Consider the following 25760-nt stretch of genomic DNA (forward strand, 5'->3'; position numbering starts at 1 on the left):
GTGTCCTCGCAAGTGCAGTGTGTGAATGGCGTATCCGTCACGCTCCTGCCGTGTTGGCAAGCGCCGTGCGCGGTGATTCAGCGGCCTGGTCGTCTGTTGCCAGGGTGTGCTGTTTAGCCAGTTGTAGATCCATGTATTCGTAAGCAATCCGTATCGCCTGATCGGTGTCGAATGCATCACCCGACAGCGCTCCACGCAACCACAAGCCGTCGATCAGGGCCGCCAGGCCGCGGGCTGCCTTGCGTGCATGGTAGAGCGGCAAGACGCGGCGGAACTGGCAGCACAGGTTGGAGTACAGGCGGTGGTCGTTGATCCGCTGCAACCTGTGCAAATCGGGCTGGTGCATGCTGGAAGCCCAGAAGGCCAACCAGGTTTTCATTGCCGGGCCGTTCACCTGGCTGGCATCGAAGTTGCCCTCGATGATCACTTTCAGGTGGGCTCGCGGGCTGTCATCGGTCAATGCCTGGCGACGCGCCCTCACGCCCTCATTGAGCATGCTCATGATGTAACCCATCGTCGCTGCGATCAGGCCGTTCTTGTCCCGAAAGTAGTGACTGATGATGCCGTTCGACACGCCGGCCAAACGGGCAATCAGCGCAATGCTGGCGTCCCCCAGGCCGACCTGATCGACCGCTTGCAGCGTGGCTTCGATCAATTGCTGGCGGCGGATGGGTTGCATACCGACCTTGGGCATCTTGCTATCTCCTCAGGCCTGCGAGCAGACGACGGGCGGCTGACTCGGCGAAGGCCAGTCTATTTTGTTTTGATTGAACGTTCAATCAATAAAGAATAAGCTCTGCGACAATTTGTGCCATTGACAGTTTTTCAGGCTGCTTCGAGGGCACGAACTGACACCCCAGGAAATCGTGTAACCCCCGGAATACAAGGCGTTGACGGGCTAGTGCGAAGCAAGATTCAGATTCTGCCCAGCGGTCATGGACCCTGCGGCGGGCCCTTGGAGCGGGCGGGGTGCTCTGTGACGAATGCGCGCACCTCATGGGAGGCGTGGCATTTTTTGCAGGCCACCTGTCTGTTTTTTGCAACGTATCGATTCGGGATCACGGTTTCCAGGGTGCTTTTATAACACCTGTAGCAGTGGGGCTATTGCACCAATTGCTCGGGAATAGACTGATTAGCCTCCAAAGCCGTACTGCCCGGAGCATTCGTGCAATGAGTTCTGCCTCCCTTACCAAACCCCCCGCCGAGAGGGTACGGGTCAACCGCGTCGTGTTCTTCACCTCCGCGCTGATGATCCTTGTTCTGACTGCCTTGCTGATCGCTGTACCCGAAACCGCAGGCCAAGTGCTGGGCGTGGCCCAGAAGTGGCTGACGCGCACCTTCGGCTGGTACTACATGCTGGTGATCTGCAGTTACCTGGTGTTCGTCGTCTACCTGGCTTTCTCCGACTACGGCAAGCTCAAGCTTGGCGGCAAGGACGACCAGCCCGACTTCAGCTACGGCGCCTGGGCCGGCATGCTGTTCTCTTCCGGTATCGGTATTTCGCTGCTCTACTTCGGTGCTTCCGAGCCGCTGGACCACTATTTCAACCCACCTGAAGGCACCCCAGCCAGCCTTGAGGCCGCGCGCCAGGGCTTGCAGCTGACCTTCCTGCACTGGGGCCTGCATGGCTGGGCGATCTACGCCCTGGTCGGCCTGGCCGTGGGTTACTTCGCCTATCGCCACAACCAGCCGCTGGCACTGCGCTCGGCGCTGTACCCGCTGGTCGGTGAGCGCTGGGTCAAGGGCGCTGCTGGCAATGCCGTGGACATCTTCGGCATGTTCGTCACCCTGCTGGGCCTGGTGACCAACCTGGGTATTGGCTCGATGCAAGTGTCTTCGGGCCTGGAATACCTGTTCGGCATGGACCACAGCAAGACCAACCTGCTGGTGGTGATCCTGGTCATGGCCGGCGTGGCCACCGTGGCTGCGGTGTCGGGTGTGGAGAACGGTATCCGCCGCCTGTCCAACCTGAACATCATGCTGTTCAGCGGCCTGCTGATCTTCGTCCTGCTGGGCGGCGAAACCCTGCACCTGCTCAACGGCTTCGTGCAGAACGTCGGTGACTACCTCAACGGCATCGTGCTCAAGACCTTCGACCTCTATGTCTACGAGAGCGAAGCCGGCAAGTCCGAGCGCTGGCTGGGCCTGTGGACCGTGTTCTACTGGGCCTGGTGGATTTCCTGGGGCCCGTTCGTCGGCATGTTCATTGCCCGAATTTCCAAGGGCCGCACCGTGCGCCAGCTGGTCAGCGGCGTGCTGCTGATCCCACTGGGCTTCACCCTGGCCTGGCTGTCGATCTTCGGCAACACCGCGCTGGACCTGGTGATCAACCAGGGCGCCGTGGAGCTGGGCAAGACCGCACTGGAACAACCGTCGATGTCGATCTACCAGCTGCTGGAATACTTCCCGGCGGCCAAGATCGTGATCGGTGTGGCGGTGTTCGTCGGCTTCGTGCTGTTCCTCACCCCGGCCGACTCCGGCGCGGTGATGATGGCCAACCTGTCGTGCAAAGGCGGCAAGGTCGACGAAGACGCCCCGCACTGGATGGTGGTGTTCTGGTCGGTGGTCATCACCCTGGTCACCATTGGTCTGCTGTTCGCCGGTAACTTCGAAGCCATGCAGACCATGGTGGTGCTGGCCGGCCTGCCGTTCTCGGTGGTGCTGGTGCTGTTCATGTTCGGTCTGTACAAGGCCATGAAGCAGGATGTGGCCGCCGAAGGCGAGCGTGCCGAGCTGGCGGCCCGTGGCCGTCGCGGTTTCAGCGAGCGCCTGAGCCAGCTGGAGTTGCAGCCGACCCAGGCCGTGGTCCAGCGCTTCATGGACCGGCACGTCAGCCCGGCGTTGAAAGATGCCGCCGCGCAATTGCAGACCCTGGGCTTCGAGGTGGAAACCCGCGTCGGCCAGTCGCGCAACATGATGGGCCTGCGGGTGATGATGGAAGAGGGCAACCCCTTCGTCTACGAAGTGAGCCTGGACGGCTATATGGCCGCGCCGAGCGAAGCGCCGGTCGAGGGCGAACCGGAGGTGCGCCAGCGCTTCTATCGCGCCGAAGTGTACCTGCACGATGGCAGCCAGGAATATGACCTGATGGGCTTTGCGCCTGAGCAGATCGTGCGTGATGTGCTCGATCAGTTCGAGAGCCACCGGCAGTTGCTGGGTCGCGTCTACAGCTGAGCTGCACGACGGTGACAAAAAAGGTCCCGCCGCAATGGCGGGGCCTTCGTTGACTTAGATCCCCCCTTGCCTGCGTGGGTGCTGAACATCTAAACGTTGGGGTGATGGCTGAAGCAAACCGGTAGGGTCACCGGTTGCTGTAGATACCATGCCTGCCGTGTCCAGGCATGGCTTGGTTGCTGCGTTCGGCGATCATCTGCTTGAGGCCGATCAGGGTGATGCCCTGGCTCCGGAGCCGGGGCAGTTCCTGCTCCAGAATGGCCAGCGTCTGCGGATAAGGATGGCCGATCAGCACGGCTGAACCCTGGCGTCGTGCCAGCTCCACGCCCAGACGAAGTTGCCCGGCGATGGCCTCGGGCGTGCGTGTGTCGTCAAGGAACACATCGCGCGAGACGTGGGCCAGGCCGGTGCGCTGGGCCTCGGCGGCGGCCACGGTGGCTGCGCTGGTACGGCTGTCGACGAAGAACAGATGCCGCTGCTGCAGCTCGCCCATCAACCAGGCCATCGGCTCGCGCTGGGCGGTCATGCGGCTGCCCATGTGGTTGTTGATGCCGGCAGCGTAAGGAACCTTGGCCAGGGCGGCCTGGAGTCGGCTGGCCAGCTCTGGCAACGGTGTGCCGGGGTGCCAGGCATAGGGGCCGGTGGCCGGGTCCATCGGCATGTGCAGGATCACCGTCTTGCCGGCCTTGTGTGCCTGGCGAGCAAAGTCGCTTGCGTGAGGGGTATCGGGCATGATCGCCATCGTGACCGGGCCGGGCAGGGCCAGGGTACGGCTGTCCCGGTCGATGCTCTGGCCCAGGTCGTCGATGATGATGCTCATGTAGGCCTTGGCTGGCGCCGCATGGGCAGTGCCAGCCAGCAGGCAGAACAGCGTGAGCAACAGATAACGCATGGCAGGTATCAGTGGCCGCCCTTGGTGATGTTCAGGCCCTTGAGCAGGCTCAGCGCCTGGCTCAGCTGGAAGTCATCGTCCTGTGGCCGCTCCTTGCGCTTGCTGCTGCTGGTCGGGCGGTCGGCGCCGCCGTTGCCGTTGCCCAGGTGGCCCTGCAGGTCGGCTTCCTTGAAGTTCTCGGTGTCGGCTTCGGCAGTGAGCTTGGCTGGGCGCACCTCGATGTCAGGCACGATGCCCTGGGCCTGGATCGAGCGGCCGTTGGGCGTGAAGTACAGCGCGGTGGTGAGCTTCAGCGCACGGTCGTTGGCCAGCGGCAGCACGGTTTGCACCGAGCCTTTGCCGAAGCTGTCGGTGCCCATCAGCACGGCGCGTTTCTGGTCTTGCAGGGCGCCGGCGACGATCTCCGAAGCCGAGGCGCTACCGCCATTGATCAGCACAACCAATGGCACACCGTCGCTGGCATCGGCCGGGTCGGCGGAGAAACGCAGCTCGGAGTTGGCGATGCGGCCCTTGGTGTAGACGATCAGGCCTTTGGTCAGGAAGTGGTCGGCCACTTCCACCGCCGACTGCAACACGCCGCCTGGGTTGTTGCGCAGGTCGAGCACAACACCGCGCAGTTTCTTGCCGTTGTCCTTGCGCAACTTGGCCAGGGCCTTGCCCACTTCCTCGCCGGTCTTGACCTGGAACTGGGTGATGCGGATGTAACCGTAGTCGTTTTCCAGCAGCTGGCTCTTCACGCTCTTGACCTGGATGACCGCGCGGGTCAGCGTCACGTCGAACGGATTGCCGCCGTCACGCACGAGGGTCAGGGTGATCTTCTCGCCAACCTTGCCACGCATCTTGTCCACGGCTTCGGTCATGCTCTGGCCGCGGGTCGGGGCACCGTTGATCTTGACGATCAGGTCGCCCGCCTGGACGCCGGCGCGCGAGGCCGGGGTGTCATCGATGGGCGAAACCACCTTGATGAAGCCGTCTTCCTGGCCGACTTCTATCCCTAAGCCGCCGAACTCGCCGCTGGTGCTTTCCTGCAGTTCCTGGAAGTCTTCGGGGCCAAGGTAGGCCGAGTGTGGGTCGAGGTTGCTGAGCATGCCCTTGATGGCATTTTCCAGCAGGGTCTTGTCATCCACAGGTTCCACGTAGGCCGCTTTGATGCGGTCCAGGACCTCGGCGAAGGTGCGCAGTTCTTCCAACGGCAGCGGCGCCTTGGAGGTCGCCTCGGTGGCCGGCACCGCGGCAGGCTTGGCAGGCTCGGCGGCGTTGGCCAAGGGCGCGCCGACCGACAGGGCAATGGTCAGGGCCAGCTGGGTGAGGCGAGGCGAGTGCAGCATGTCGAACGAACTCCTGATCCTGTAGACGCTCCCTGGGGAGCATCGGCGCAGCGCCTGGCGCTACGCCGTAAAAAATGAACTCAACCTCTGCACCACTGCGCAGGGTCGGTGGGCCGGCCCTGCTGGCGGATGGCGAAGTACAAACCCGCGCTGTCCTGGCCACCGCTGTCGCCAACGGTGGAAATGGCTTCGCCGGCCTTGACGATGTCACCGGCGCTCTTGAGCAGACTCTGGTTATGGCCATACAGGCTCAAGTAACCATTGCCATGGTCGAGGATGACCAGAAGTCCGGCGCCACGCAACCAGTCGGCGAACACCACGCGCCCGCCGTGCACGGCGCGCACCTGGGTGCCTGGGTTGGCGCTGATCATCACACCGTCCCACTTGGCGCGGGCATCGCTGCCGCGGGCATCGCCGAAGCGCGCCAGCAATCGACCATTGACGGGCCAAGGAAGTTTTCCCCGCGCGGCGGAAAATGCACCGCCGTAGCTGGCGCCGTCGCCGGAAACAATCGGGCCGAGGGTGGTGCGGGCCTTTTTCGGTGGTTCGGCATCGTCGCGGGCGGCCAGGGCTTGTTGCTGGCGACGCTTCTCGGCTTCCTGCTGGGCGAGCAGGGCTTTCTTGCGTGCTTCCTCGGCCTCGCGGGCCTGGCGGGCCAGGGTTTCCTCGATGGTCTTGAGTACTTTGCCCAGATCGGCCTGGTCCTGTTCGCGGGCCTGCAGCTTCAGGCCGCGGTCCTTCACGTCGCTGTTGAGCTTGGCCAGCACTTGCTGGCGTTTGCCGCGTTCGACCTCCAGGGCCTGGCGGCGGCCGTCGAGGTCGGCGCGCTGGCTCAGCAGCTGTTCTTGCTGGCGGCCGATGTCCTGTTCGACGTTGGCCAGCTGGCGCAGGGTCTCGTTGAAGGCGCGCAGTTGATCTGTGCGCGCCTTGCTCAGGTAATCGTAGTAGGAGAGGGTGCGGGCGAACTTCTCGGGGTTCTGCTGATTGAGCAGCAGCTTGATGTATTCCTCGCGGCCATTGTTCTGGTAGGCGGAACGGGCCTGGATGGCGATCAGTCGCTGCTGTTCAATACGGGCGCTCTGGAGTTTTTTTTTCTCGGTATCAAGGCGCTCCAGCTCGCCCTCGGTCTTTTTTAGTTCTTGCTGCAGTGCCTCCACCTGCTTTTCGAGATTGCCGATGTCGGTCTCGGTGGACTTGAGGTCTTTCTGCACGCCGGCCTTTTCTTCCTGGAGCTTGCCCAGCATCTTCTTGAGCTCGGCGATGTCCTGGCGGGTGGCGTCCAGTTGTTGCTGGGTCTGTGCGCGCTCATCGGCAAAGGCCGGACTGAGCAGGCAAGACAGGGCGAGTAGGATCAGGGCGCGGAGCATGGGGTTTGGCGTACCAGGGATGGAGACTGGCCTAGTATGCCCGCGCGGGCCTGCAAAAAAAACGCCTCGCTGCGGGTGCGGCGAGGCGTTTGTCCGGAATTCATGTGCAGGGGGCTGCTTTGCAGCCCAATCGCTGGCAAGCCAGCTCCCACAAGGCCGGCGCTGGCCTACTCTTTGTGGGAGTTGATTGGACCTCATGCCGAGACTTGGATGCTGTGAAGCACCTGTGGGAGCCGGCTTGCCGGCGATTGGGCCGCAGAGCGGCCCCAGTGCACCCATCAGGCGTCGACCAGAATCGAAGAACCGGTCATTTCCACCGGCTTCTCCAGCCCCAGCAGTTCGAGCATGGTCGGCGCCACGTCGGCCAGCACGCCGCCTTCGCGAACCTTGACCTTGCGCTTGCCGACATAGATGAACGGCACCGGCTCGGTGGTGTGGGCGGTGTGCGCCTGGCCGGTGCACTCGTCTTCCATCTGCTCGACGTTGCCGTGGTCGGCGGTGATCAGCGCTTCGCCGCCCACCTTGTCCAGCGCCTCGACGATGCGACCGACGCAGCCGTCGAGTGCCTCGACCGCCTTGACCGCGGCATCGAACACGCCGGTGTGGCCCACCATGTCGCCGTTGGCGTAGTTGACCACGATCACGTCATAGCGCTGCTGCTCGATGGCCTCGACGATACGGTCGGTGACCTCAGGTGCGCTCATTTCTGGCTGCAGGTCGTAGGTGGCGACCTTCGGCGACGGGATGAGGATGCGCTCTTCGCCTTCGAAGGGTTCTTCGCGGCCGCCCGAGAAGAAGAAGGTGACGTGGGCGTACTTCTCGGTTTCGGCGATACGCAGCTGGGTCTTGCCGTTCTTCGCCAGGTATTCACCCAGCACGTTGTTCAGGCTGGCAGGTGCGAAGGCCGCAGGGGCTGGAATCTTCGCCGAGTACTGGGTCAAGCCGATGTAGGCCGCCAGTTTCGGCAGGCGCGCCCGCGGGAACTCGTTGAAATCGGCCTCGACGAACACACGCGACAATTCGCGAGCGCGGTCGGCGCGGAAGTTCATGAAGATCACGGCGTCGCCGTCTTCGACCTTGACCGCTTCGCCGATGCGCGTGGCTTTGACGAACTCGTCGCTCTCGTCACGTGCATAAGCGGCTTCGAGGCCGGCCACAGCGCTGTCGGCGCTGTATTCGGCGACGCTGTCGACGATCAGGTTGTAGGCGGCGCTGACGCGGTCCCAGCGGTTGTCACGGTCCATCGCGTAGTAGCGGCCGATCAGGCTGGCGATACGGCCCTTGCCGAGCTTGGCAAAGGCCGCATCGAGCAGTTCGATGGACGACTGAGCGCTACGCGGTGGGGTGTCACGGCCATCGAGGAAGGCGTGCAGGTAGATCTTCTCGGCGCCACGCTGCGCGGCCAGTTCGGCCATGGCGACCAGGTGGTCCTGGTGGCTGTGCACGCCGCCGTCGGAGAGCAGGCCGAGGATATGCACGGCCTTGCCGGCACCCACAGCCTTGTCCACCGCGCCGGAGAGTACCGGGTTGTGGAAGAACTCGCCGTCGCGGATGGCCTTGGTCACCCGGGTGAAGTCCTGGTAGACGACGCGGCCGGCGCCGAGGTTCATGTGACCGACTTCGGAGTTGCCCATCTGCCCGTCCGGCAGGCCGACATCCATGCCTGAGCCGGAGATCAAGCCATGCGGCTGGCTGGCGCGCAGGCGGTCATAGACCGGTGTGTTGGCGGCATAGATGGCGTTGTATTCGGGGCTTTCGCTGTGGCCGAATCCATCCAGGATGATCAGCACCAGGGGTTTGGGCGTACTCGTCATCAATCAAACTCACGGTTGTTCAAAGATGATAAAGACACGCATTTTAGGGCAAATACGCCACCTGCGGCGAATAATCGTCCTATTGCCTGACCGGCGAGCCCTGTTTGGAACATGAAGTGACTCTCCCGCCCGGCCTGTCGGGCTTTGGCGGTCATGGGGGGCTGTGTATACTGGCCGGCATTTTCAATCGCCTGGAACACCGCTGATGGTTGCTCACCTGATTCAATTCGCGACAGATCACTACATCCTGGTTGCCATCTTCGTCGTTTTGCTGGTTGCCTTGCTGGTCAATGAAATTAGCCGCGGCGGCAAGAGCCTGAGCAATGGCCAACTGACCGCGCTGGTCAACGCCGACAAGGCCCTGGTCATCGATATCCGCCCGTCCAAGGATTATTCCGCCGGCCACATCGTCGGCGCAGTGAGCATCCCGCAGGACAAGCTGGCCAACCGCATGGCCGAGCTGGACAAGCACAAAGAGAAGACCCTGATCATCGTCGATGCGATGGGCCAGCAGTCCGGCATGGTCTGCCGTGATCTGCTCAAGGCTGGTTACACCGCCGCCAAGCTCAGCGGTGGCGTTTCCAGCTGGAAAGCCGATAACCTGCCCCTGGTGAAGTGATATGAAGCCCGTCATCGTCTACTCCAGCGACTATTGCCCCTACTGCATGCGCGCCAAGTACCTGCTCGAGAGCAAGGGCGTGGCCTTCGAGGAAATCAAGGTCGACGGCAAGCCGCAGGTGCGCGCCGAGATGAGCCAGAAAGCCGGTCGTACCTCGGTGCCGCAGATCTGGATCGGCACTACCCACGTTGGAGGCTGCGATGACCTCTATGCCCTGGAGCGCGCCGGCAAGCTCGACGCGCTGCTGGCGGCCTGATTTGCACTGCATTCAAAAACATTAGGATAAGGACCTGCCATGACTGACCAACAGACCAACGGCGCAGCCGCCGAAGACAACAGCCCTCAGTTCTCCCTGCAGCGCATCTACGTGCGTGACCTGTCGTTCGAGGCGCCGAAAAGCCCGCAGATCTTCCGCCAGCAGTGGGAGCCGAGCGTTGCCCTGGACCTGAACACCAAGCAGAAAGGCCTGGAAGGCGACTTCCATGAAGTGGTGCTGACCCTGTCGGTGACCGTCAAGAACGGTGACGAAGTGGCCTTCATCGCCGAAGTGCAGCAAGCCGGTATCTTCCTGATCAAGAACCTCGATGCCCAGTCGATGAGCCACACCCTGGGTGCGTTCTGCCCGAACATCCTGTTCCCGTATGCACGTGAGACCCTGGACAGCCTGGTGACCCGTGGTTCGTTCCCGGCCCTGATGCTGTCGCCGGTGAACTTCGACGCCCTGTACGCGCAAGAAATGCAGCGCATGCAGGAAGCCGGCGAAGCGCCGACCGTGCAGTAATACTGCCGGTATGAAAAAGCGCCTCTCGGGGCGCTTTTTTGTTGCCTGTACCGGCCCTATCGCCGGCAAGCCGGCTCCCACAAAAGCCTTGCACCTCCCCTGTGGGAGCCGGCTTGCCGGCGATAGGGCCAGTGCAGGCAACCTGTCAGCTCCCGGCAAACCCTTGCTGACGCCACGCCTCATACACCGTCACCGCCACGGTATTGGACAGGTTCAGGCTGCGGCACCCCGGCCGCATCGGCAGGCGCAGGCGCTGCTCGGCCGGCAGGCTGTCCAGCACCTCGGCCGGCAGACCACGGCTCTCGGGCCCGAACAAGAATGCATCGCCCGGCTGATAGGCCACTTCGTGGAACGGATGCGAGCCCTTGGTGGTAAAGGCGAACAGCCGCGGGTTGCCCAGGCTTTCCAGGCATCCGGCCAGGCTTTCGTGGCGCTTGAGCGTGGCATACTCGTGGTAATCCAGCCCAGCGCGACGCAGGCGCTTGTCGTCCAGCTCGAAACTGATCGGTTCGATCAGGTGCAGGTCGCAACCGCTGTTGGCGCACAGACGGATGATGTTGCCGGTATTCGGCGGAATTTCTGGTTGAAAGAGGATGACGTGAAACATGCACGGCTCCAAGCATGAAGATGGCGAGCATTCTACCCCTGAAGCGGACCTGCGATCGAAGGGCTTCCCGCGTGTGCTGCTGTCCCTTGCGATCGTCGGCGTGATGGTGGGGCTGATGATCGGTCGCCTGACGTCGCCGGATGAGCGTGTCCTGGAACAGGTGGACGTGGTGCAGGATGGCCTTGACCTGTGGTTCAACGAAGCGCCGAAGCTGCACGGTGAGCATGTCGAAGGGACGGTTGCAGTGCTGTTCGAAGCCCAAGGCAAGGCCCAGCGCGGGCAATTGAGCCTGCAGGGCAGGCCGGTGGGTTGGCGTTTGCAGAAGAGCGAAGAGGGGTTGCTGTTGACCCTGGTGGCCGCGCGTCCTCTGCACGGCGAGTGGGCCGGTGCAGAAGACGCTGGGCGCTGGCGTGTGCAGGTACGGCTGCACGAATAAAAGAGGGGATGTCCCGGCCTGCCTGTACCGAGGTCCCCAAAACTTGCGCGGACTGCGAATAAAAGAGGGGTTCACCCGGCCTGCCTGTACCGAGGCCCCCGAAACTGGAGATGTCTTGGTTATTGCAGGGGGCGTGCCAGTTTTGCAAAGCCCGGGAATATTGGGCTTTCAGGGGGATTTGGCCGGGATTCGAGGGGATTTGTGCCTTGGGGCGGTGCAGGGGGCACAGGATCGGTGCATGGGTCTCAAATGGCTGGGGCCGCTTTGCGGCCCTTTCGCGACACAAGGCCGCTCCTACAGAAGCAACGCAGTCCCTGTAGGAGCGGCCTTGTGTCGCGAAAGGGCTGCGCAGCAGCCCCAGCAATCAAACTGACCTATCAGGTCTTAATGTTCATCCCCCTCATCATCATCCCCACCATCCACATTCATCCCCAGCTCCTTGATCTTGCGGGTCAGGGTATTGCGCCCCCACCCCAGCAGCACCGCCGCATCACGACGTCGTCCCGCCGTATGCTTGAGCGCGGTCTCGATCATGATCCGTTCGAAACTGGGCACGGCGCTGTCGAGCAGGTTCGACTGTCCGCGCGCCAGGGCCTGGTCAGCCCACTGGCGCAGCGCCTGCTCCCAGTTGGTGACCGGGGCGGCGTCCTGGGGCAGGTTCAGTAGCTCGGGCGGCAGGTCGCCGATCAGCACTTCGCGGCTGGAGGCCATCACTGTGATCCAGCGGCAGGTGTTTTCCAGCTGGCGAACGTTACCGGGCCAAGGCAGGTTGCGGATGAATTCTTCGGTTTCCGGCTTTAGCAGTTTCGGCTCGACGGCCAACTCCTGCGCGGCGCGGCCAAGGAAGTGCCGGGCCAGGGCCGGAATATCCTCGCGGCGGTCGGCCAGGCGGGGGATATGAATGCGGATCACGTTGAGCCGGTGGAACAAGTCCTCGCGGAACTTGCCCGCCTGGACCAGCGATTCGAGGTTCTGGTGAGTCGCAGCGATGATTCGCACATCGACCTTCACCGGTACATGGCCGCCGACGCGATAGAACTCGCCATCGGCCAGCACCCGCAGCAGACGTGTCTGGGTATCGGCTGGCATGTCGCCGATCTCGTCGAGGAACAAGGTGCCACCGTCCGCCTGTTCGAAGCGACCGCGACGCAGGTTGGCTGCACCGGTGAACGCGCCTTTCTCGTGGCCGAACAGCTCCGACTCCATCAGGTCCTTGGGAATAGCGGCCATGTTCAGCGCGATGAATGGCGAAGCCGCACGTGGGCTGTGGCGATGCAGGGCATGCGCCACCAGCTCTTTACCGGTACCCGACTCACCGTTGATCAACACGGTGATATTGGAATGGCTGAGCCGGCCAATGGCGCGAAACACCTCCTGCATCGCCGGCGCTTCGCCGATGATCTCGGGGGTGCGGGCCAGTGCCTGGGGGACGTCGAGGCCTTGCTGTTCCTGGGCGTGCTGGTTGGCGCGCTTGACCAGCGACACCGCTTCGTCGACATCGAACGGCTTGGGCAGGTACTCGAAGGCGCCGCCCTGGTAGGAGGCCACGGCGCTGTCCAGGTCGGAATGGGCGGTCATGATGATGACCGGCAGACGCGGGTGCTGTTCGCGGATCTGCGCCAGCAGGTCCAGGCCACTGGCGCCGGGCATGCGAATGTCGGAAATGATCACGTCCGGCTGCTGCCGAGCCAGGCGGCCCATTACGCCATCTGCGCTGTCGAAGCTCTGGGTCGTCATGCCTTCCTGTTGCAGGGCTTTTTCCAGGACCCAGCGGATGGAGCGATCATCGTCGACGATCCATACGGTTTCACTTCGGCTCATGAGGCGGTGACTCCTTGTTCCAGGGGCAGGAAGATCGAGAACGCGGTGTGGCCCGCGTGGCTTTCACACTCGATCAGGCCCTGGTGCTGGCTGATGATGTTCTGGGTGATGGCCAGGCCCAGCCCGGTACCGTCCGGGCGTCCACTGACCATGGGATAGAAGAGGGTGTCCTGCAGTTCCGCCGGGATGCCCGGGCCGTTGTCGATGATCTCGACCCGGGCCACCAGGCGGTGACGCACATGGCCGATGGTGAACTGACGCACCGCACGGCTGCGCAAGGTGATGCGCCCAAGGCGCAGTTCGTTCTGCGAGCTGATGGCCTGCATCGCGTTGCGCACGATGTTCAGTACCGCCTGGATCATCTGCTCGCGGTCGATGAGCAGGTCCGGCAGGCTGGGGTCGTAATCGCGCACCAACGTGATGCATCCCTGGCTTTCGGCGTCGACCAGGCTGCAGACGCGCTCCAGCACCTCGTGGATGTTGGTCATGGCCAGCGACGGCAGCTTGTTCGAGCCGAGCATGCGGTCGACCAGGTTACGCAGCCGGTCGGCTTCCTCGATGATCACGTTGGTGTAGTCGCGCAGCCCGTCTTCGGGCAGCTCGCGCGCCAGCAGCTGCGCTGCGCCACGGATGCCGCCCAGCGGGTTCTTGATTTCGTGGGCCAGGCCACGCACCAGCATCTTGGTGGTTTCCTGCTTGCTCAGCTGGGCTTCTTCCTTGGTGATGCGCAGCAGGCGGTCGCGCGGGTGCACCTCCAGCAGCAGCAGGGTATTGCCCTGGTGCAGGATCGGCGTCACCGCGTAGTCGACGGTGATGGTCTGCCCGGTCAGTGAGGTCAGTTGCGCTTCACGCTTGGTGAAGGGGTGTGCGTGTTCCACCGCCTGACGCAAGGAATTGAGCGCCTCGGTCGACTCGGTGAACAGCTCGCTGATGAATTGCCCGTGGCTGCGTTGACCGCTGACAGCCAGCAGCATTTCGGCGGCCGGGTTCATGTACTCCAGGCGCAGCTCTGCGTTGAGCAGAAGCGTGGCGGTGGTCAGGTTGTCCAGAAGCAGACGGTGCTGTGCATCGCTGATGGTCATAAGGCGTCGGTGACCTCTTTTGGCGCTGGCAGCCCTCGGCGTGACCTGGGGCGGGCGCGCTATGGATCCGCAGATGCCAGGAAAATGCAAGAAACAAACCAAGGCTCCGAAAAGAAGCGGAATTAGCCGAAAAAGGCCTGCAATTGCGCGAATTCGGAACAGAATGCCCTGGTTTAACGTTTTTTGTGATCCATTTTGGGCTGCACCGAAGGCCCACACTCAATCGGATGCACCAATATAGAGCATAGAGGTTTCAGGGTTTATCGCACAGTTGGCCGGTGGCGCGGATCAGTGCGTTGCGGGTCAGGTTGTCCACCGGGCGGCTGGCCAGGGCATCAGCCAGTCGGGCGGCGCAAGCGCGTGGCGGGTGCTGCTCGAATGCGGCCAGTTGCCCAAGCAGCGTGGCCTGCAGTTGATCGAGCTGCGGGCGCAGCTGTTGCTGCAGGTCCTGGCGTAGCGTGTCGGGCGCCACACCCTGGCGATGCCAGCGGGAAAGCAAGGTGTACTGCATCAGTTTGTTGGCTTCGATCTGGTCGGCGAAGAAGGCTTCGGCGCGCTGCGGGATCAGGCCATAAGCGGGTGCGGCTGCGCGAACATGCGCAAGCACCTGCTGTTCGCGTTGGGTTGCCTGCACCGGTTGGCCCTGGTCCCACTTGTGCAGCGCAACCGCCTCGGCCAGGCTCAGGCGTTGTTCGATGGCGTCGAGTAGGGGTGCGAACGCGGGGCTGTCTGTCGAGGTTGTGGTGCAGCCTGCAAGGCTCAAGGCGGCAAGGGCGACGAGGGAAAATGGACGCATGGCAAGTCTCCAGTGGATGAAGCGTCGAGTGTGGAGAAGCTGCCGTGTTTCTCGGGTAGGAACCTTCCGAAGCTGTTGAAGGCAGAAACAGAAACGGCCTCCCGAAGGAGGCCGTTTCATGTGACGTTGATCAGCGCCAGGCGCCGATCAAATCAGCAGCTGTAGTACAGCTCGTATTCCAGCGGGTGTACGAAGGTGCGGACCTTGATCTCTTCTTCCGACTTCAGCTCGATGAAGGCATCGATGAAGTCGTCGGAGAACACGCCGCCCTTGGTCAGGAACGCACGGCCTTTATCCAGCTCTTCCAGGGCTTCTTTCAGGCTGCCGCAAACCTGCGGGATATCCTTCGCCTCTTCAGGCGGCAGGTCGTACAGGTTCTTGTCGGCAGCATCGCCTGGGTGGATCTTGTTCTGGATGCCGTCCAGGCCAGCCATCAGCAGGGCCGCGAAGGCCAGGTACGGGTTGGCCGATGGGTCCGGGAAGCGTGCTTCGATACGACGGGCTTTCGGGCTGCCGACGTAAGGAATACGGATCGAGGCGGAACGGTTGCGAGCCGAGTAGGCCAGCATTACCGGCGCTTCGAAGCCTGGGACCAGGCGCTTGTAGGAGTTGGTCGACGGGTTGGTGAAGCCGTTCAGGGCCTTACCGTGCTTGATGATACCGCCGATGAAGTACAGGGCGGTGTCGGACAGGCCGGCATAGCCTTCACCCGAGAAGGTGTTCTTGCCGTCTTTCCAGATCGACATGTGCACGTGCATGCCCGAGCCGTTGTCGCCGTACAGTGGCTTCGGCATGAAGGTGGCGGTACGGCCGTAAGCGTCGGCAACGTTGTGCACGACGTATTTCAGGGCCTGTACTTCGTCAGCCTTCTTCACCAGGGTGTTGAACTTGACGCCGATTTCGTTCTGGCCGGCAGTCGCCACTTCGTGGTGGTGAACTTCAACGGTCTGACCCATTTCTTCCAGTGCGTTGCACATGGCAGTACGGATTTCGTGGTCGTGGTCGAACGGCGGAACCGGGAAGTAGCCGCCTTTCACGCCTGGACGGTGGCCTTTGTTGCCGCCTTCCACGTCAGCGCCGGTCATCCACGAGCCTTGCTCGGAGAAGATCTTGAACATCGAGCCGGAGATGTCCGACTGGAACTTCACTTCGTCGAAGATGAAGAACTCAGGCTCTGGACCTGCGAATACGGTGTCACCGATGCCGGTGCTCTTCAGGTACTCTTCGGCGCGCTTGGCGATGCCACGCGGGTCGCGATCGTAGCCCTGCATGCTCGACGGGTCGACGATGTCGCAGGTGATGATCAGGGTCGGCTCTTCGGTGAACGGGTCCAGTACAGCGGTGTCGTCGACCGGCATGAGGATCATGTCGGAGGCTTCGATGCCTTTCCAGCCTGCGATGGAGGAACCGTCGAACATCTTGCCGACTTCGAAGAAGTCTTCGTCCAGGCCATCACGCGCCGGCATGGTCACGTGATGCTGAATGCCTTTGGTGTCCGTGAAACGCAGATCAATCCACTTGACGTCATGATCTTTGATGAGTTGAACCGACTTCGACATGTTGTCCTCCGGAGGGTCTAGAGCGCGGTGGGCCGCCGCCCTGGAAAAAGGGTGTTGCTGGGCGCGGATAGTCGGCCAAGCTTACCTGCCTCACAAGGGAGCAAATTGCATGCCAGTGCCCGAAAATGGCGAGGCTGGGATAAAAAGGGGCGTTTGCGGGCATCTAGGGGTGTAGGCCTGGCGAAAAATGCACTCTTAAGATGCGGATTTTGGTAGTTGCGCACCAATACGGTGCGTTTGTTGGGGTTTGTGCTTCCTTTAAGGGCCTCATCGCCGGCAAGCCGGCTCCCACAAGGTCAACCACAGGCCTCAAGACCTACGCCCTCCCCTGTGGGAGCCGGCTTGCCGGCGATGAGGCCGGTGCGGGCAAACATAAATCCAACCTTCTGTACAAAAGTTGGTCAAATCCTGAGCAATTTCCGATATAATTCGCGCCCCTCATTTTCGGCAGGCCCTGCGCGCGCTGTTAAACCAATGAAACTTATCGTCAAAGTCTTCCCAGAGATCACCATCAAGAGCCGGCCGGTGCGCAAGCGCTTCATCCGCCAGCTCGGCAAGAACATCCGCAACGTGCTCAAGGACCTCGATCCTGAGCTCGCGGTCGATGGTGTCTGGGACAATCTCGAAGTGGTCACCCGCGTCGAGGACGAGAAGGTCCAGCGCGAGATGATCGAGCGCCTCACCTGCACGCCGGGTATCACCCATTTCCTGCAGGTCGAGGAGTACCCGCTGGGCGACTTCGACGACATCGTCGCCAAGTGCAAGCAGCACTTCGGTCACCTGCTGGAAGGCAAGATCTTCGCTGTGCGTTGCAAGCGTGGCGGCCACCACGACTTCACTTCGATGGACGTCGATCGCTACGTCGGCAGCCAGCTGCGCCAGCAGTGCGGCGCCGCCGGCATCGACCTGAAGAACCCTGAAGTGCTGGTGCGCATCGAAATCCGCAACCAGCGCCTGTACGTCATCCACAACCAGCACCAGGGCATTGGCGGCTACCCGCTGGGCGCCCTGGAGCAGACCCTGGTGCTGATGTCCGGTGGTTTCGACTCCACCGTGGCGGCCTACCAGATGATGCGCCGTGGCCTGATGACCCACTTCTGCTTCTTCAACCTCGGCGGCCGCGCCCACGAGCTGGGGGTGATGGAAGTCGCCCACTACCTGTGGAAGAAATACGGCAGCAGCCAGCGCGTGCTGTTCATCAGCGTGCCGTTCGAAGAAGTGGTGGGCGAGATCCTCAACAAGGTCGACAACAGCTACATGGGCGTGACCCTCAAGCGCATGATGCTGCGCGGCGCCGCGCACATGGCCGATCGTCTGGAAATCGAAGCGCTGGTGACCGGCGAGGCGATCTCCCAGGTATCCAGCCAGACGCTGCCGAACCTGTCGATCATCGATTCGGCGACCGACAAGCTGGTACTGCGCCCATTGCTGGCCAGCCACAAGCAGGACATCATCGACCAGGCCACCGAAATCGGCACTGCCGATTTCGCCAAGCACATGCCTGAATACTGCGGCGTGATCTCGGTGAACCCGACGACTCATGCCAAGCGTCATCGCATGGAGCATGAAGAGAAACAATTCGACATGGCCGTGCTGGAACGCGCCCTCGAACGCGCCAAGTTCATCTCCATCGACCACGTGATCGACGAGCTGGGCGAGGACGTGGAAATCGAGGAAGTACGCGAAGCGCTGCCAGGCCAGATCGTCATCGACATCCGTCACCCCGACGCCCAGGAAGACGAGCCTCTGGTGCTCGAGGGCGTTGAAGTCCAGGTGATGCCGTTCTACGCGATCAACAGCAAGTTCAAGCAGCTGGATGAGACCCGCCAGTACTTGCTGTATTGCGACAAAGGTGTGATGAGCCGTCTGCACGCACACCACCTGCTCAGTGAGGGACATGCCAATGTGCGTGTTTATCGTCCGGCATAAGATGCCAGGGCTGTATGGCGGCAGCATCCGCCATCGCCCTCCCGACCGCCGGGCCCGCTGAGCCTTTTAACTTCATATTGGCCGCCTAGACTGGCGGCAACCGAATCCTCTGATCGAGATACAGTTGTGATCGAAAATCTGCGTAACATCGCCATCATCGCCCACGTTGACCATGGTAAAACCACCCTCGTCGACAAACTCCTGCGTCAGTCCGGCACTCTGGAGCGTAACGAGCTCAACGACGAGCGCGTCATGGACTCCAACGACCAGGAAAAAGAGCGCGGCATTACCATTCTGGCGAAGAACACCGCCATCAACTGGAACGGCTACCACATCAACATCGTCGACACCCCCGGCCACGCCGACTTCGGTGGCGAGGTTGAGCGTGTAATGTCGATGGTCGACTCCGTGCTGCTGCTGGTCGACGCCCAGGACGGCCCGATGCCGCAAACCCGCTTCGTGACCAAGAAGGCCTTCGAAGCCGGCCTGAAGCCGATCGTCGTGATCAACAAGGTTGACCGTCCGGGCGCGCGTCCTGACTGGGTTCTGGACCAGATCTTCGACCTGTTCGACAACCTCGGTGCCACCGACGAACAGCTGGACTTCAAAGTCGTCTACGCCTCGGCCCTGAACGGCATTGCCGGTCTGGACCACACCGCCATGGGCGAAGACATGACCGCGCTGTACCAGTCGATCGTCGACAACGTACCAGCACCGGACGTCGATCGTGACGGTTCGTTCCAGATGCAGATCTCCGCGCTGGACTACAACAGCTTCCTCGGCGTTATCGGCGTTGGCCGTATCGCCCGTGGTCGCGTCAAGCCGAACACCCCGGTTGTCGCCATCGACACCAACGGCAAGAAGCGCAACGGCCGTATCCTGAAGCTGATGGGTCACCACGGTCTGCACCGTGTTGACGTCGAAGAAGCCCAGGCCGGCGACATCGTCTGCATCAGCGGTTTCGACGAGCTGTTCATCTCCGACACCCTGTGCGCCCCGGATGCGGTAGAAGCGATGAAGCCGCTGACCGTTGACGAGCCGACCGTTTCGATGACCTTCCAGGTCAACGACTCGCCGTTCTGCGGCAAGGAAGGCAAGTTCGTCACCAGCCGTAACATCAAGGACCGTCTGGACAAAGAGCTGCTGTACAACGTTGCTCTGCGCGTTCAGGAAACCGATTCCCCTGACAAGTTCAAGGTATCGGGCCGTGGTGAGCTGCACCTGTCGGTACTGATCGAAACCATGCGCCGTGAAGGCTTCGAGATGGCCGTAGGCCGTCCTGAAGTGATCATCCGCGAAGTCGACGGCGTTAAGCAGGAGCCGTTCGAGAACGTCACCATCGACATCCCTGAAGATTCGCAGGGCAAGGTCATGGAAGAAATGGGTCTGCGTAAAGGCGACCTGACCAACATGGTGCCGGATGGCAAAGGTCGTGTGCGCCTGGAGTACAACATTCCAGCCCGTGGTCTGATCGGTTTCCGTAACCAGTTCCTGACCCTGACCAACGGTGCAGGCATCCTGACCTCGATCTTCGATCGCTACGACACCATGAAGTCGGGCCAGATGTCCGGCCGCCTCAACGGCGTACTGGTTTCGGTCGAGACCGGCAAGGCACTGACCTACTCGCTGGAAACCCTGCAGGCGCGTGGCAAGCTGTTCGTTGAACACGGTCAAGAGATCTACAACGGTCAGATCATCGGCCTGAACAGCCGCGACAACGACCTGGGCGTGAACCCGACCAAAGGCAAGAAGCTCGACAACATGCGTGCTTCGGGCAAAGACGAAGTCATCGCCCTGGTTCCGCCAGTTCGCCACACCCTGGAACAGGCCCTGGAATTCATCCAGGACGACGAGCTGTGCGAAGTCACGCCGAAGTCGATCCGTCTGCGCAAGAAGATCCTGGACGAAGGCGAGCGTACCCGCGCTGCCAAGAAAGCCAAGAACTGAGTTAGCTCAGGCTGAATGAAAACGCCCCCGGTCGAAAGGCCGGGGGCGTTTTTGTTTGCTTTGTGGAAAGTGGCTGTAGGAAGCGGCTGTGTTTCGCGGCTGCATGTTCGACTGTGAACTTAGCCACCTTGTCGCGCTTGGAACCGTTGCCTACGTTGCCGGCTCTTTCCCATGGAGCACGGCACATGAACTGTCGCTATTTGCTGGTAATCCCCTGTCTCGCTGTCTGTTTCCAGGCCAGTGCCCAGCAGGACTGCAGCGGGCTGCGCCCGCAGGAAGTGGCCCGCTGTCATGTCGAAAAGGTAAGGCAGGCGCCGCTGCAGTACCAGCTTGAGCAGAAGACCCCCGCGCGGGGCTATACCCTTTATCAGTACCGGATGACCTCGCAGACCTGGGCGCCTGAACCGGTGGTCGAACCCCGCTTGTGGGAGCACCGCGTCGAGCTTTATGTGCCCGATGCTGCGTCGCAGGAAAAGGCGCTGCTGGTGGTGAATAACGGTGTGAGATTGGGTGAGGAGCAACAAACACCCGACTACTCGTCCGAGGCGCTGAGTGCGGTGGCTGTGCAGACGCAGACCGTTGTGGCAATGATCAGCGACGTGCCCAACCAGTACGTGACCTTCAGCGATGCACAAGCGCCTATGCGCGAGGATTATGCCGTGGCCCACACTTGGGCGCATTCGCTGCGCAGCGAAGCCGCCGCCCCGGAGCTGCCCCTGCATGTGCCGATGGCCGCCGCCGCGAGCAGGGCCATGGACCTCACGTCAGAAGCACTTCCCGAATTGCGTATCGAGCGCTTCATCATCACTGGCGCATCGAAGCGCGGTTGGAGTGCGTGGCTGACCGCCATGGCCGATGAGCGGGTGATCGCCATCGTGCCGGGTGTTATTGATGTTGCCGACACCACCGATATGTTGGCCGGGTTGCGCAAGCGCTACGGTGGTGCGTGGCCGCTGGCGCTATGGCCTTATCAGGCAGCGGGTGTCTTGCAGCAGTTGGGCAGCCCAGCCTTCGAGCGGCTGATGGGGCTGATGGACCCGATGCAGTATCTGGATGAACCGGGCGCTCGCCTGGAAATACCCAAGTACCTGGTATCCGCCAGCGGGGATGATTTCTTCGCGCCCGACCACGCCACGGACTACCTGCAGCGCCTGCCGGGCCAGACAAGCCTCAGGGTGTTGCCGAATTCGGACCATGGCGGCGTGCGCGCGCATGTTGCCACTACGCTCGTACCTTTTGTCCAGCGTATCCAGGCGGGTCGGCCTCTGCCTGGCGTACAGGTGTTGCCGGGCGAGGAGGTGGGGCGTTTGCAGGTGCGCTTATCTGAGATGCCTGTGGCAGTGAAGGTCTGGACTGCGCACAACGGCGAGGACCGGGATTTTCGGTATGCCTGTGGCGTTCGCTACACATCCCGGACATTAGTGCCCGGCGAAGCCTTCAGCCTGGATTGGACTGCGCCGTCGCAAGGGTGGCAGGCGCGGTTCGTGGAAGCGCAGTTTGCTGATGGATTCGTCGCCACCAGCCCGGTGACGGTGTTGCCTGAGACCTTCCCGACCCATCCACCGAAGGACAATGGCCAGGCCTGCAGAACCTTCCCAAACTGACCCCGCGCGTTGCTGTAGGAGCGGCCTTGTGTCGCGAAAGGGCTGCAGAGCAGCCCCAGCAACTGATGCAGCGCTGCCGAGGGCCTGGGGCCGCTTTGCGGCCCTTTCGCGACACAAGGCCGCTCCTACATGGGAGCGGGCTTGCCCCGCGAAGCGTCGAGCATCAATGCAAGCTGCCGGTACGCTCCAGGGCGAGGGAAAGCGCATCCGCCTGCCCCCAGGCCAGTTGCATGGCCCGCAACCCGTTCATCAGCGACTCTCGCGCCGCCTCATCGGCCATGCCATCGAGGGCGCGGTGGCTGTGGGTGTAGGTGAGGGTCGTGCCGTCTGGCAGGTCGAAATGGTGGGGTGGGTCGGGGACTATCTTTTTCATGGCTATCTCTCATGGCATTACCGCCCCCGTCCGTTTCCACACGTAAGGGTGGCAGTTGTACACGGAGTGGAAAACCAGGCCATGAGAACCCCGGCAGGCCGTGCGGCCTTCCGCGTACAACTGCCATTACGACGGTCGCATTCTCATGTATTGCCAGGGTTTCCACACCCCGATCGCTGAAACATTCAGCGACCCGAAGAGCCTAGAGAGTCAGGTTTCCAGGGGCAATCAGACGCGTGTCGACAGAGCTCGTAGGATATTTCGCAGGAGGCTGTACCTCCAGTGCAAATGCGTAGGAAATATCTGAGTTTATGGTGGGAACGCAGACTCTGTGGGAGCCGGCTTGCCGGCGATCACCGGCGCAGCCGGTGCCATGCACCGCGTTGTCTTCATCGCTGGCAAGCCAGCTCCCACAGGTCCTGCACCGATCCTGAGAGGGGTGAGTACCTGTAGGTGCTCAAGGGCAATTGAATCAGCGAACGGCAGCCTTCGGCTTGTAAGCACAATACCCCGGCCGCGGCCCGATCTTCGGATGGTTCCGGCAGGTATCCGGGCGCTTGTCATAAATGGTGCACAGCCGGCTCTTACGATCCAGATAGAGGCAATCGTCATTGCTCATGCGGGTCAGGGTGAAGATCCCCGACTTCTGGTTGAAGCGCTCGATGATGCCGTCTTTCTGCAGGCGTTTGGCGATGTTCTTCGGTGGTTCGTCCTTCTCGAACTCGTCCACCACGCCAATGCGGATCAGGTCTTTGATCTTCACTTCCACCGGCAAGGTGCAGCACGTCGAATGGCAGCCTCCGCACATGTGGCTGGCATAGCGCTGCCAGGTTTCCAGGCGGTCGACTTCGGCCGCGGCAATCAGGGTCGTTTTCATCGTTATATAGAGCTGGATCACGGTCTTGGGGCGCGCGATCATACCGGAGTTGTTCAATTTGTGAACAACCTTTTGCCGGATTCACCCAGCAGGCACGAAATCTGCGAACCGTAATCGTCACTCCCTGTCGAAGGGTCTAGTCTCAACACTCTCCCTGCGCTTTCGTCAACTTGCCCGAGGATGCCGCATGTCCCAGGAACCCAAAGCTCGTGACGCCGAGGTGGCCGACTTTCGCGCCGCTGTACTGGACAAGCTGACCTACGCGGTCGGCAAGGACCCCGAGCACGCCTTCGACCACGACTGGTTCGAAGCCATCGCCCTGGCTGCCCGCGACCACATGGTCGACCACTGGATGGACCACACCCGTCGGGCCTATCGACGCAGCCAGAAGCGGGTGTATTACCTCTCCCTGGAATTTCTTATTGGCCGACTGCTGTACGACAGCCTGAGCAACCTTGGCCTGCTGGACGTTGCCCGCGAGGCGCTGCAAGGGCTGGATGTGGACCTGGAGCGCATTCGCCTGCTCGAACCGGACGCGGCGCTGGGCAACGGCGGCCTCGGCCGGCTGGCAGCGTGCTTCATGGAAAGCATGTCGACCCTCGGTATCGCTGCCCACGGCTATGGCATTCGTTATGAGCATGGCCTGTTCCGCCAGGCGGTGGTCGATGGCTGGCAACAGGAACAGACCGAGAACTGGCTGGACTTCGGCAACCCCTGGGAGTTCGAGCGGGCGGAAGTGATCTACCCGATCAGCTTCGGCGGCAGTGTAGAGACGCTGAACGACGCCGATGGCGCCCAGCGCCAGGTCTGGACACCGGGCGAAACGGTGCGGGCGGTGGCGTACGATACGCCGGTGGTCGGCTGGCGTGGCGCCAGTGTCAACACCCTGCGGCTGTGGCGTGCGCGGGCGCTGGAAGAGCTGCATCTGGAGCGCTTCAATGCCGGCGACCACCTGGGCGCGGTGGCGGAAGTGGCGCGGGCCGAGAGCATTTCGCGGGTCCTGTACCCGGCCGATAGCACCGAGGCGGGGCAGGAGTTGCGCCTGCGCCAGGAATACTTCTTCGTCTCGGCTTCGTTGCAGGATCTGCTGCGCCGTCACCTGAACATGCACAAGGACCTGCTCAACCTGCCCGATGCGGCGGCCATCCAGCTCAACGACACCCACCCCTCGATCGCCGTGGCCGAGTTGATGCGACTGCTGGTCGACCAGCATGAAGTCCCGTGGGAAAAGGCCTGGGAGCTGACCGTGGGTACGCTCGCCTACACCAACCACACCCTGCTGCCCGAAGCGCTGGAAACCTGGCCGGTGGCGCTGATGGAGCGCATGCTGCCGCGGCACATGCAGATCATCTACCTGATCAACGCCTTCCACATCGACGCCTTGCGGGCCAAGGGCCTGCACGATTTCGACGTGCTGCGCGCGGTGTCGCTGATCGAGGAAGAAAACGGTCGCCGGGTGCGCATGGGCAACCTGGCGTTTCTCGGCTCGCACAGCGTCAACGGCGTGTCGGCGCTGCACAGCCAGCTGATGAAAAGCACGGTGTTCGCCGAGCTGCACAAGCTCTACCCGAAACGCATCAACAACAAGACCAACGGCATCACCTTCCGCCGCTGGTTGTACCTGTCCAACCCGCAACTGACGGCGATGCTGGTCGAGGCCGTGGGCCCCGAGCTGCTGGACGATCCGCAAGGTCGCCTGGCCGACCTGGTGCCCTTCGCCGACAAGGGCAGCTTCCGCAAGGCCTTCGCCGCCCAGCGGCTGCACAGCAAGCGCGCGCTGGCCAGCATCATCCAGGACCGGGTCGGGGTCACGGTGAACCCTGAAGCGCTGTTCGATGTGCAGGTCAAGCGGATCCACGAGTACAAGCGCCAGCTGCTCAACCTGTTGCATACCGTCGCCCTGTACCAGGCCATTCGCAACGACCCCAGCACCAACTGGGTGCCGCGGGTGAAGATTTTCGCCGGCAAGGCGGCGGCGAGCTACCACCAGGCCAAGCTGATCATCAAGTTGGCCAACGACATCGCCCGCGTGGTCAACAACGACCCGACCGTGCGCGGCCTGCTCAAGGTGGTGTTCCTGCCCAACTACAACGTCAGCCTGGCCGAGAGCATCATTCCGGCCGCGGACCTGTCCGAGCAGATATCCACCGCCGGCTACGAGGCTTCAGGTACCAGCAACATGAAGTTCGGCCTCAACGGTGCGCTGACCATCGGCACCCTGGACGGCGCCAACGTGGAGATGTGCGAACACGTGGGGGCCGACAACATGTTCATCTTCGGCCTGACGGCGCAGCAGGTCGAGGCGCGCAAGCGGGCCAACGATTTTGGTGCCGGTGCCGCGATTGCCAGCTCCCATCGGTTGAACGATGTGCTTCAGGCGATTCGCAGTGGGGTGTTCTCGCCGGACGATCCTGGGCGCTACGCGGGGTTGATCGACGGGCTGGTGGCTTATGACCGGTTCCTGGTCTGCGCCGATTTCGATGCCTACTGGGATGCCCAGCGCAGGGTCGAGGAGCTGTGGCATACGCCGCAGGAGTGGTGGCGGATGGCGGTGCTGAACACGGCGCGGATGGGCTGGTTCTCTTCGGACCGGACCATTCGCGAATATGCTACCGAGATCTGGAAGGCGTTTGATTGACTGGCAAGCAACGTGATCTCTGTAGGAGCGGCCTTGTGTCGCGAAAGGGCTGCACAGCAGCCCCAGCTTTTTTCGTAGCATCGCCGAATACCGGGGGCCGCTTTGCGGCCCTTTCG

The 25760-nt window shown here is 62.2% G+C and carries 21 protein-coding genes; 9 read left to right on the forward strand and 12 right to left on the reverse strand.

Annotated features, from left to right (window positions below; translation table 11 throughout):
• Positions 1-37: 37 nt before the first annotated feature.
• Positions 38-694 (reverse strand): transcriptional regulator BetI, encoded by a 657-nt coding sequence (gene betI / locus ACIPZB_RS10950; RefSeq protein WP_400640218.1) that lies wholly within the window; start codon positions 692-694, stop codon positions 38-40.
• 533 nt (positions 695-1227) lie between these two features.
• Between betI and ACIPZB_RS10955 the strand changes: the two genes are divergently transcribed.
• The gene (locus ACIPZB_RS10955) at positions 1228-3174 is read left to right on the forward strand and encodes a BCCT family transporter (protein ID WP_400640418.1); all 1947 of its coding nucleotides are present in this window, start codon (positions 1228-1230) and stop codon (positions 3172-3174) included.
• Positions 3175-3301: 127 nt separating this feature from the next.
• On the opposite strand, the gene ACIPZB_RS10960 is transcribed toward ACIPZB_RS10955, so the two are convergent.
• The 4 genes from ACIPZB_RS10960 to gpmI all read right to left on the reverse strand — a co-directional run bounded on the left by ACIPZB_RS10960 (position 3302) and on the right by gpmI (position 8575).
• Positions 3302-4066: a divergent polysaccharide deacetylase family protein gene (locus ACIPZB_RS10960; RefSeq protein ID WP_400640219.1), complete on the reverse strand. Its 765-nt coding sequence runs from the start codon at positions 4064-4066 to the stop codon at positions 3302-3304.
• A gap of 8 nt (positions 4067-4074) precedes the next feature.
• Positions 4075-5394, reverse strand: a complete 1320-nt coding sequence (locus ACIPZB_RS10965; RefSeq protein ID WP_008093166.1) for a S41 family peptidase — start codon at positions 5392-5394, stop codon at positions 4075-4077.
• An 80-nt stretch (positions 5395-5474) separates the two neighbouring features.
• Positions 5475-6761: a peptidoglycan DD-metalloendopeptidase family protein gene (locus ACIPZB_RS10970; protein WP_400640220.1), complete on the reverse strand. Its 1287-nt coding sequence runs from the start codon at positions 6759-6761 to the stop codon at positions 5475-5477.
• Positions 6762-7039: 278 nt separating this feature from the next.
• Positions 7040-8575 (reverse strand): 2,3-bisphosphoglycerate-independent phosphoglycerate mutase, encoded by a 1536-nt coding sequence (gene gpmI / locus ACIPZB_RS10975; RefSeq protein WP_400640221.1) that lies wholly within the window; start codon positions 8573-8575, stop codon positions 7040-7042.
• 205 nt (positions 8576-8780) lie between these two features.
• On the opposite strand from gpmI, the gene ACIPZB_RS10980 reads away from it, so the two are divergent.
• The 3 genes from ACIPZB_RS10980 to secB are packed head-to-tail and all read left to right on the forward strand — an operon-like array spanning position 8781 to position 9975.
• Entirely contained in the window at positions 8781-9194 is a 414-nt protein-coding gene (locus ACIPZB_RS10980; protein ID WP_400640222.1) for a rhodanese-like domain-containing protein, read from the forward strand.
• 1 nt (position 9195) lies between these two features.
• A complete protein-coding gene (grxC, locus tag ACIPZB_RS10985; protein ID WP_317660782.1) occupies positions 9196-9450 on the forward strand; it encodes a glutaredoxin 3 in 255 nt (84 codons plus the stop codon).
• Positions 9451-9489: 39 nt separating this feature from the next.
• Positions 9490-9975 carry a protein-export chaperone SecB gene (gene secB / locus ACIPZB_RS10990; RefSeq protein ID WP_008093176.1) on the forward strand — a complete coding sequence of 162 codons (486 nt, stop codon included), beginning with the start codon at positions 9490-9492 and terminating at the stop codon, positions 9973-9975.
• A gap of 145 nt (positions 9976-10120) precedes the next feature.
• On the opposite strand, the gene trmL is transcribed toward secB, so the two are convergent.
• Positions 10121-10582 carry a tRNA (uridine(34)/cytosine(34)/5-carboxymethylaminomethyluridine(34)-2'-O)-methyltransferase TrmL gene (gene trmL, locus ACIPZB_RS10995; RefSeq protein ID WP_008093177.1) on the reverse strand — a complete coding sequence of 154 codons (462 nt, stop codon included), beginning with the start codon at positions 10580-10582 and terminating at the stop codon, positions 10121-10123.
• Between trmL and ACIPZB_RS11000 the strand changes: the two genes are divergently transcribed.
• The gene (locus ACIPZB_RS11000) at positions 10581-11018 is read left to right on the forward strand and encodes a hypothetical protein (RefSeq protein WP_400640223.1); all 438 of its coding nucleotides are present in this window, start codon (positions 10581-10583) and stop codon (positions 11016-11018) included. The genes trmL and ACIPZB_RS11000 overlap by 2 nt on opposite strands.
• 384 nt (positions 11019-11402) lie before the next feature.
• On the opposite strand, the gene ntrC is transcribed toward ACIPZB_RS11000, so the two are convergent.
• The 4 genes from ntrC to glnA form a co-directional block, all read right to left on the reverse strand.
• Positions 11403-12839: a nitrogen regulation protein NR(I) gene (ntrC, locus tag ACIPZB_RS11005; RefSeq protein ID WP_400640224.1), complete on the reverse strand. Its 1437-nt coding sequence runs from the start codon at positions 12837-12839 to the stop codon at positions 11403-11405.
• Positions 12836-13921 (reverse strand): nitrogen regulation protein NR(II), encoded by a 1086-nt coding sequence (glnL, locus tag ACIPZB_RS11010; protein ID WP_008095435.1) that lies wholly within the window; start codon positions 13919-13921, stop codon positions 12836-12838. The genes ntrC and glnL overlap by 4 nt, the downstream gene beginning before the upstream one ends.
• Positions 13922-14174: 253 nt before the next feature.
• Positions 14175-14717 (reverse strand): chorismate mutase, encoded by a 543-nt coding sequence (locus tag ACIPZB_RS11015; protein ID WP_400640225.1) that lies wholly within the window; start codon positions 14715-14717, stop codon positions 14175-14177.
• A 152-nt stretch (positions 14718-14869) separates the two neighbouring features.
• On the reverse strand, positions 14870-16276 hold the full coding sequence (glnA, locus tag ACIPZB_RS11020; RefSeq protein WP_008095432.1) for a type I glutamate--ammonia ligase: 1407 nt from the start codon (positions 16274-16276) through the stop codon (positions 14870-14872).
• 474 nt (positions 16277-16750) lie between these two features.
• On the opposite strand from glnA, the gene thiI reads away from it, so the two are divergent.
• The 3 genes from thiI to ACIPZB_RS11035 all read left to right on the forward strand — a co-directional run bounded on the left by thiI (position 16751) and on the right by ACIPZB_RS11035 (position 21756).
• Positions 16751-18205: a tRNA uracil 4-sulfurtransferase ThiI gene (gene thiI / locus ACIPZB_RS11025; protein WP_400640226.1), complete on the forward strand. Its 1455-nt coding sequence runs from the start codon at positions 16751-16753 to the stop codon at positions 18203-18205.
• Between the two features lie 126 nt (positions 18206-18331).
• Positions 18332-20152, forward strand: a complete 1821-nt coding sequence (gene typA, locus ACIPZB_RS11030) for a translational GTPase TypA (RefSeq protein ID WP_016395395.1) — start codon at positions 18332-18334, stop codon at positions 20150-20152.
• Positions 20153-20337: 185 nt separating this feature from the next.
• The gene (locus ACIPZB_RS11035) at positions 20338-21756 is read left to right on the forward strand and encodes a PhoPQ-activated pathogenicity-related family protein (protein WP_400640227.1); all 1419 of its coding nucleotides are present in this window, start codon (positions 20338-20340) and stop codon (positions 21754-21756) included.
• Between the two features lie 163 nt (positions 21757-21919).
• Here ACIPZB_RS11035 and ACIPZB_RS11040 read toward each other — a convergent pair whose 3' ends face one another.
• Both ACIPZB_RS11040 and ACIPZB_RS11045 read right to left on the reverse strand, forming a co-directional pair.
• The gene (locus tag ACIPZB_RS11040; RefSeq protein WP_400640228.1) at positions 21920-22129 is read right to left on the reverse strand and encodes a hypothetical protein; all 210 of its coding nucleotides are present in this window, start codon (positions 22127-22129) and stop codon (positions 21920-21922) included.
• Positions 22130-22601: 472 nt separating this feature from the next.
• Entirely contained in the window at positions 22602-23006 is a 405-nt protein-coding gene (locus ACIPZB_RS11045; protein ID WP_400640419.1) for a YkgJ family cysteine cluster protein, read from the reverse strand.
• 187 nt (positions 23007-23193) lie between these two features.
• Between ACIPZB_RS11045 and ACIPZB_RS11050 the strand changes: the two genes are divergently transcribed.
• The gene (locus ACIPZB_RS11050; RefSeq protein ID WP_400640229.1) at positions 23194-25644 is read left to right on the forward strand and encodes a glycogen/starch/alpha-glucan phosphorylase; all 2451 of its coding nucleotides are present in this window, start codon (positions 23194-23196) and stop codon (positions 25642-25644) included.
• Positions 25645-25760: the final 116 nt, after the last annotated feature.

The sequence above is a fragment of the Pseudomonas sp. NPDC089396 genome (genome assembly GCF_044749545.1).
In the GTDB taxonomy this organism is placed as follows: Bacteria; Pseudomonadota; Gammaproteobacteria; order Pseudomonadales; family Pseudomonadaceae; genus Aquipseudomonas.

What these genes read in the sequence shown, in the direction of transcription:
- thiI (WP_400640226.1), top strand. Translation starts at nt 16,751, where the DNA reads ATGAAACTTATCGTCAAAGTCTTCCCAGAGATCACCATCAAGAGCCGG.
- glnA (WP_008095432.1), bottom strand. Translation starts at nt 16,276, where the DNA reads ATGTCGAAGTCGGTTCAACTCATCAAAGATCATGACGTCAAGTGGATT.
- glnL (WP_008095435.1), bottom strand. Translation starts at nt 13,921, where the DNA reads ATGACCATCAGCGATGCACAGCACCGTCTGCTTCTGGACAACCTGACC.
- ACIPZB_RS11040 (WP_400640228.1), bottom strand. Translation starts at nt 22,129, where the DNA reads ATGAAAAAGATAGTCCCCGACCCACCCCACCATTTCGACCTGCCAGAC.
- ntrC (WP_400640224.1), bottom strand. Translation starts at nt 12,839, where the DNA reads ATGAGCCGAAGTGAAACCGTATGGATCGTCGACGATGATCGCTCCATC.
- betI (WP_400640218.1), bottom strand. Translation starts at nt 694, where the DNA reads ATGCCCAAGGTCGGTATGCAACCCATCCGCCGCCAGCAATTGATCGAA.
- ACIPZB_RS11015 (WP_400640225.1), bottom strand. Translation starts at nt 14,717, where the DNA reads ATGCGTCCATTTTCCCTCGTCGCCCTTGCCGCCTTGAGCCTTGCAGGC.
- trmL (WP_008093177.1), bottom strand. Translation starts at nt 10,582, where the DNA reads ATGTTTCACGTCATCCTCTTTCAACCAGAAATTCCGCCGAATACCGGC.
- secB (WP_008093176.1), top strand. Translation starts at nt 9,490, where the DNA reads ATGACTGACCAACAGACCAACGGCGCAGCCGCCGAAGACAACAGCCCT.
- ACIPZB_RS11045 (WP_400640419.1), bottom strand. Translation starts at nt 23,006, where the DNA reads ATGAAAACGACCCTGATTGCCGCGGCCGAAGTCGACCGCCTGGAAACC.
- ACIPZB_RS11000 (WP_400640223.1), top strand. Translation starts at nt 10,581, where the DNA reads ATGCACGGCTCCAAGCATGAAGATGGCGAGCATTCTACCCCTGAAGCG.
- ACIPZB_RS11050 (WP_400640229.1), top strand. Translation starts at nt 23,194, where the DNA reads ATGTCCCAGGAACCCAAAGCTCGTGACGCCGAGGTGGCCGACTTTCGC.
- ACIPZB_RS10970 (WP_400640220.1), bottom strand. Translation starts at nt 6,761, where the DNA reads ATGCTCCGCGCCCTGATCCTACTCGCCCTGTCTTGCCTGCTCAGTCCG.
- ACIPZB_RS10965 (WP_008093166.1), bottom strand. Translation starts at nt 5,394, where the DNA reads ATGCTGCACTCGCCTCGCCTCACCCAGCTGGCCCTGACCATTGCCCTG.
- ACIPZB_RS10980 (WP_400640222.1), top strand. Translation starts at nt 8,781, where the DNA reads ATGGTTGCTCACCTGATTCAATTCGCGACAGATCACTACATCCTGGTT.
- grxC (WP_317660782.1), top strand. Translation starts at nt 9,196, where the DNA reads ATGAAGCCCGTCATCGTCTACTCCAGCGACTATTGCCCCTACTGCATG.
- ACIPZB_RS10960 (WP_400640219.1), bottom strand. Translation starts at nt 4,066, where the DNA reads ATGCGTTATCTGTTGCTCACGCTGTTCTGCCTGCTGGCTGGCACTGCC.
- ACIPZB_RS11035 (WP_400640227.1), top strand. Translation starts at nt 20,338, where the DNA reads ATGAACTGTCGCTATTTGCTGGTAATCCCCTGTCTCGCTGTCTGTTTC.
- gpmI (WP_400640221.1), bottom strand. Translation starts at nt 8,575, where the DNA reads ATGACGAGTACGCCCAAACCCCTGGTGCTGATCATCCTGGATGGATTC.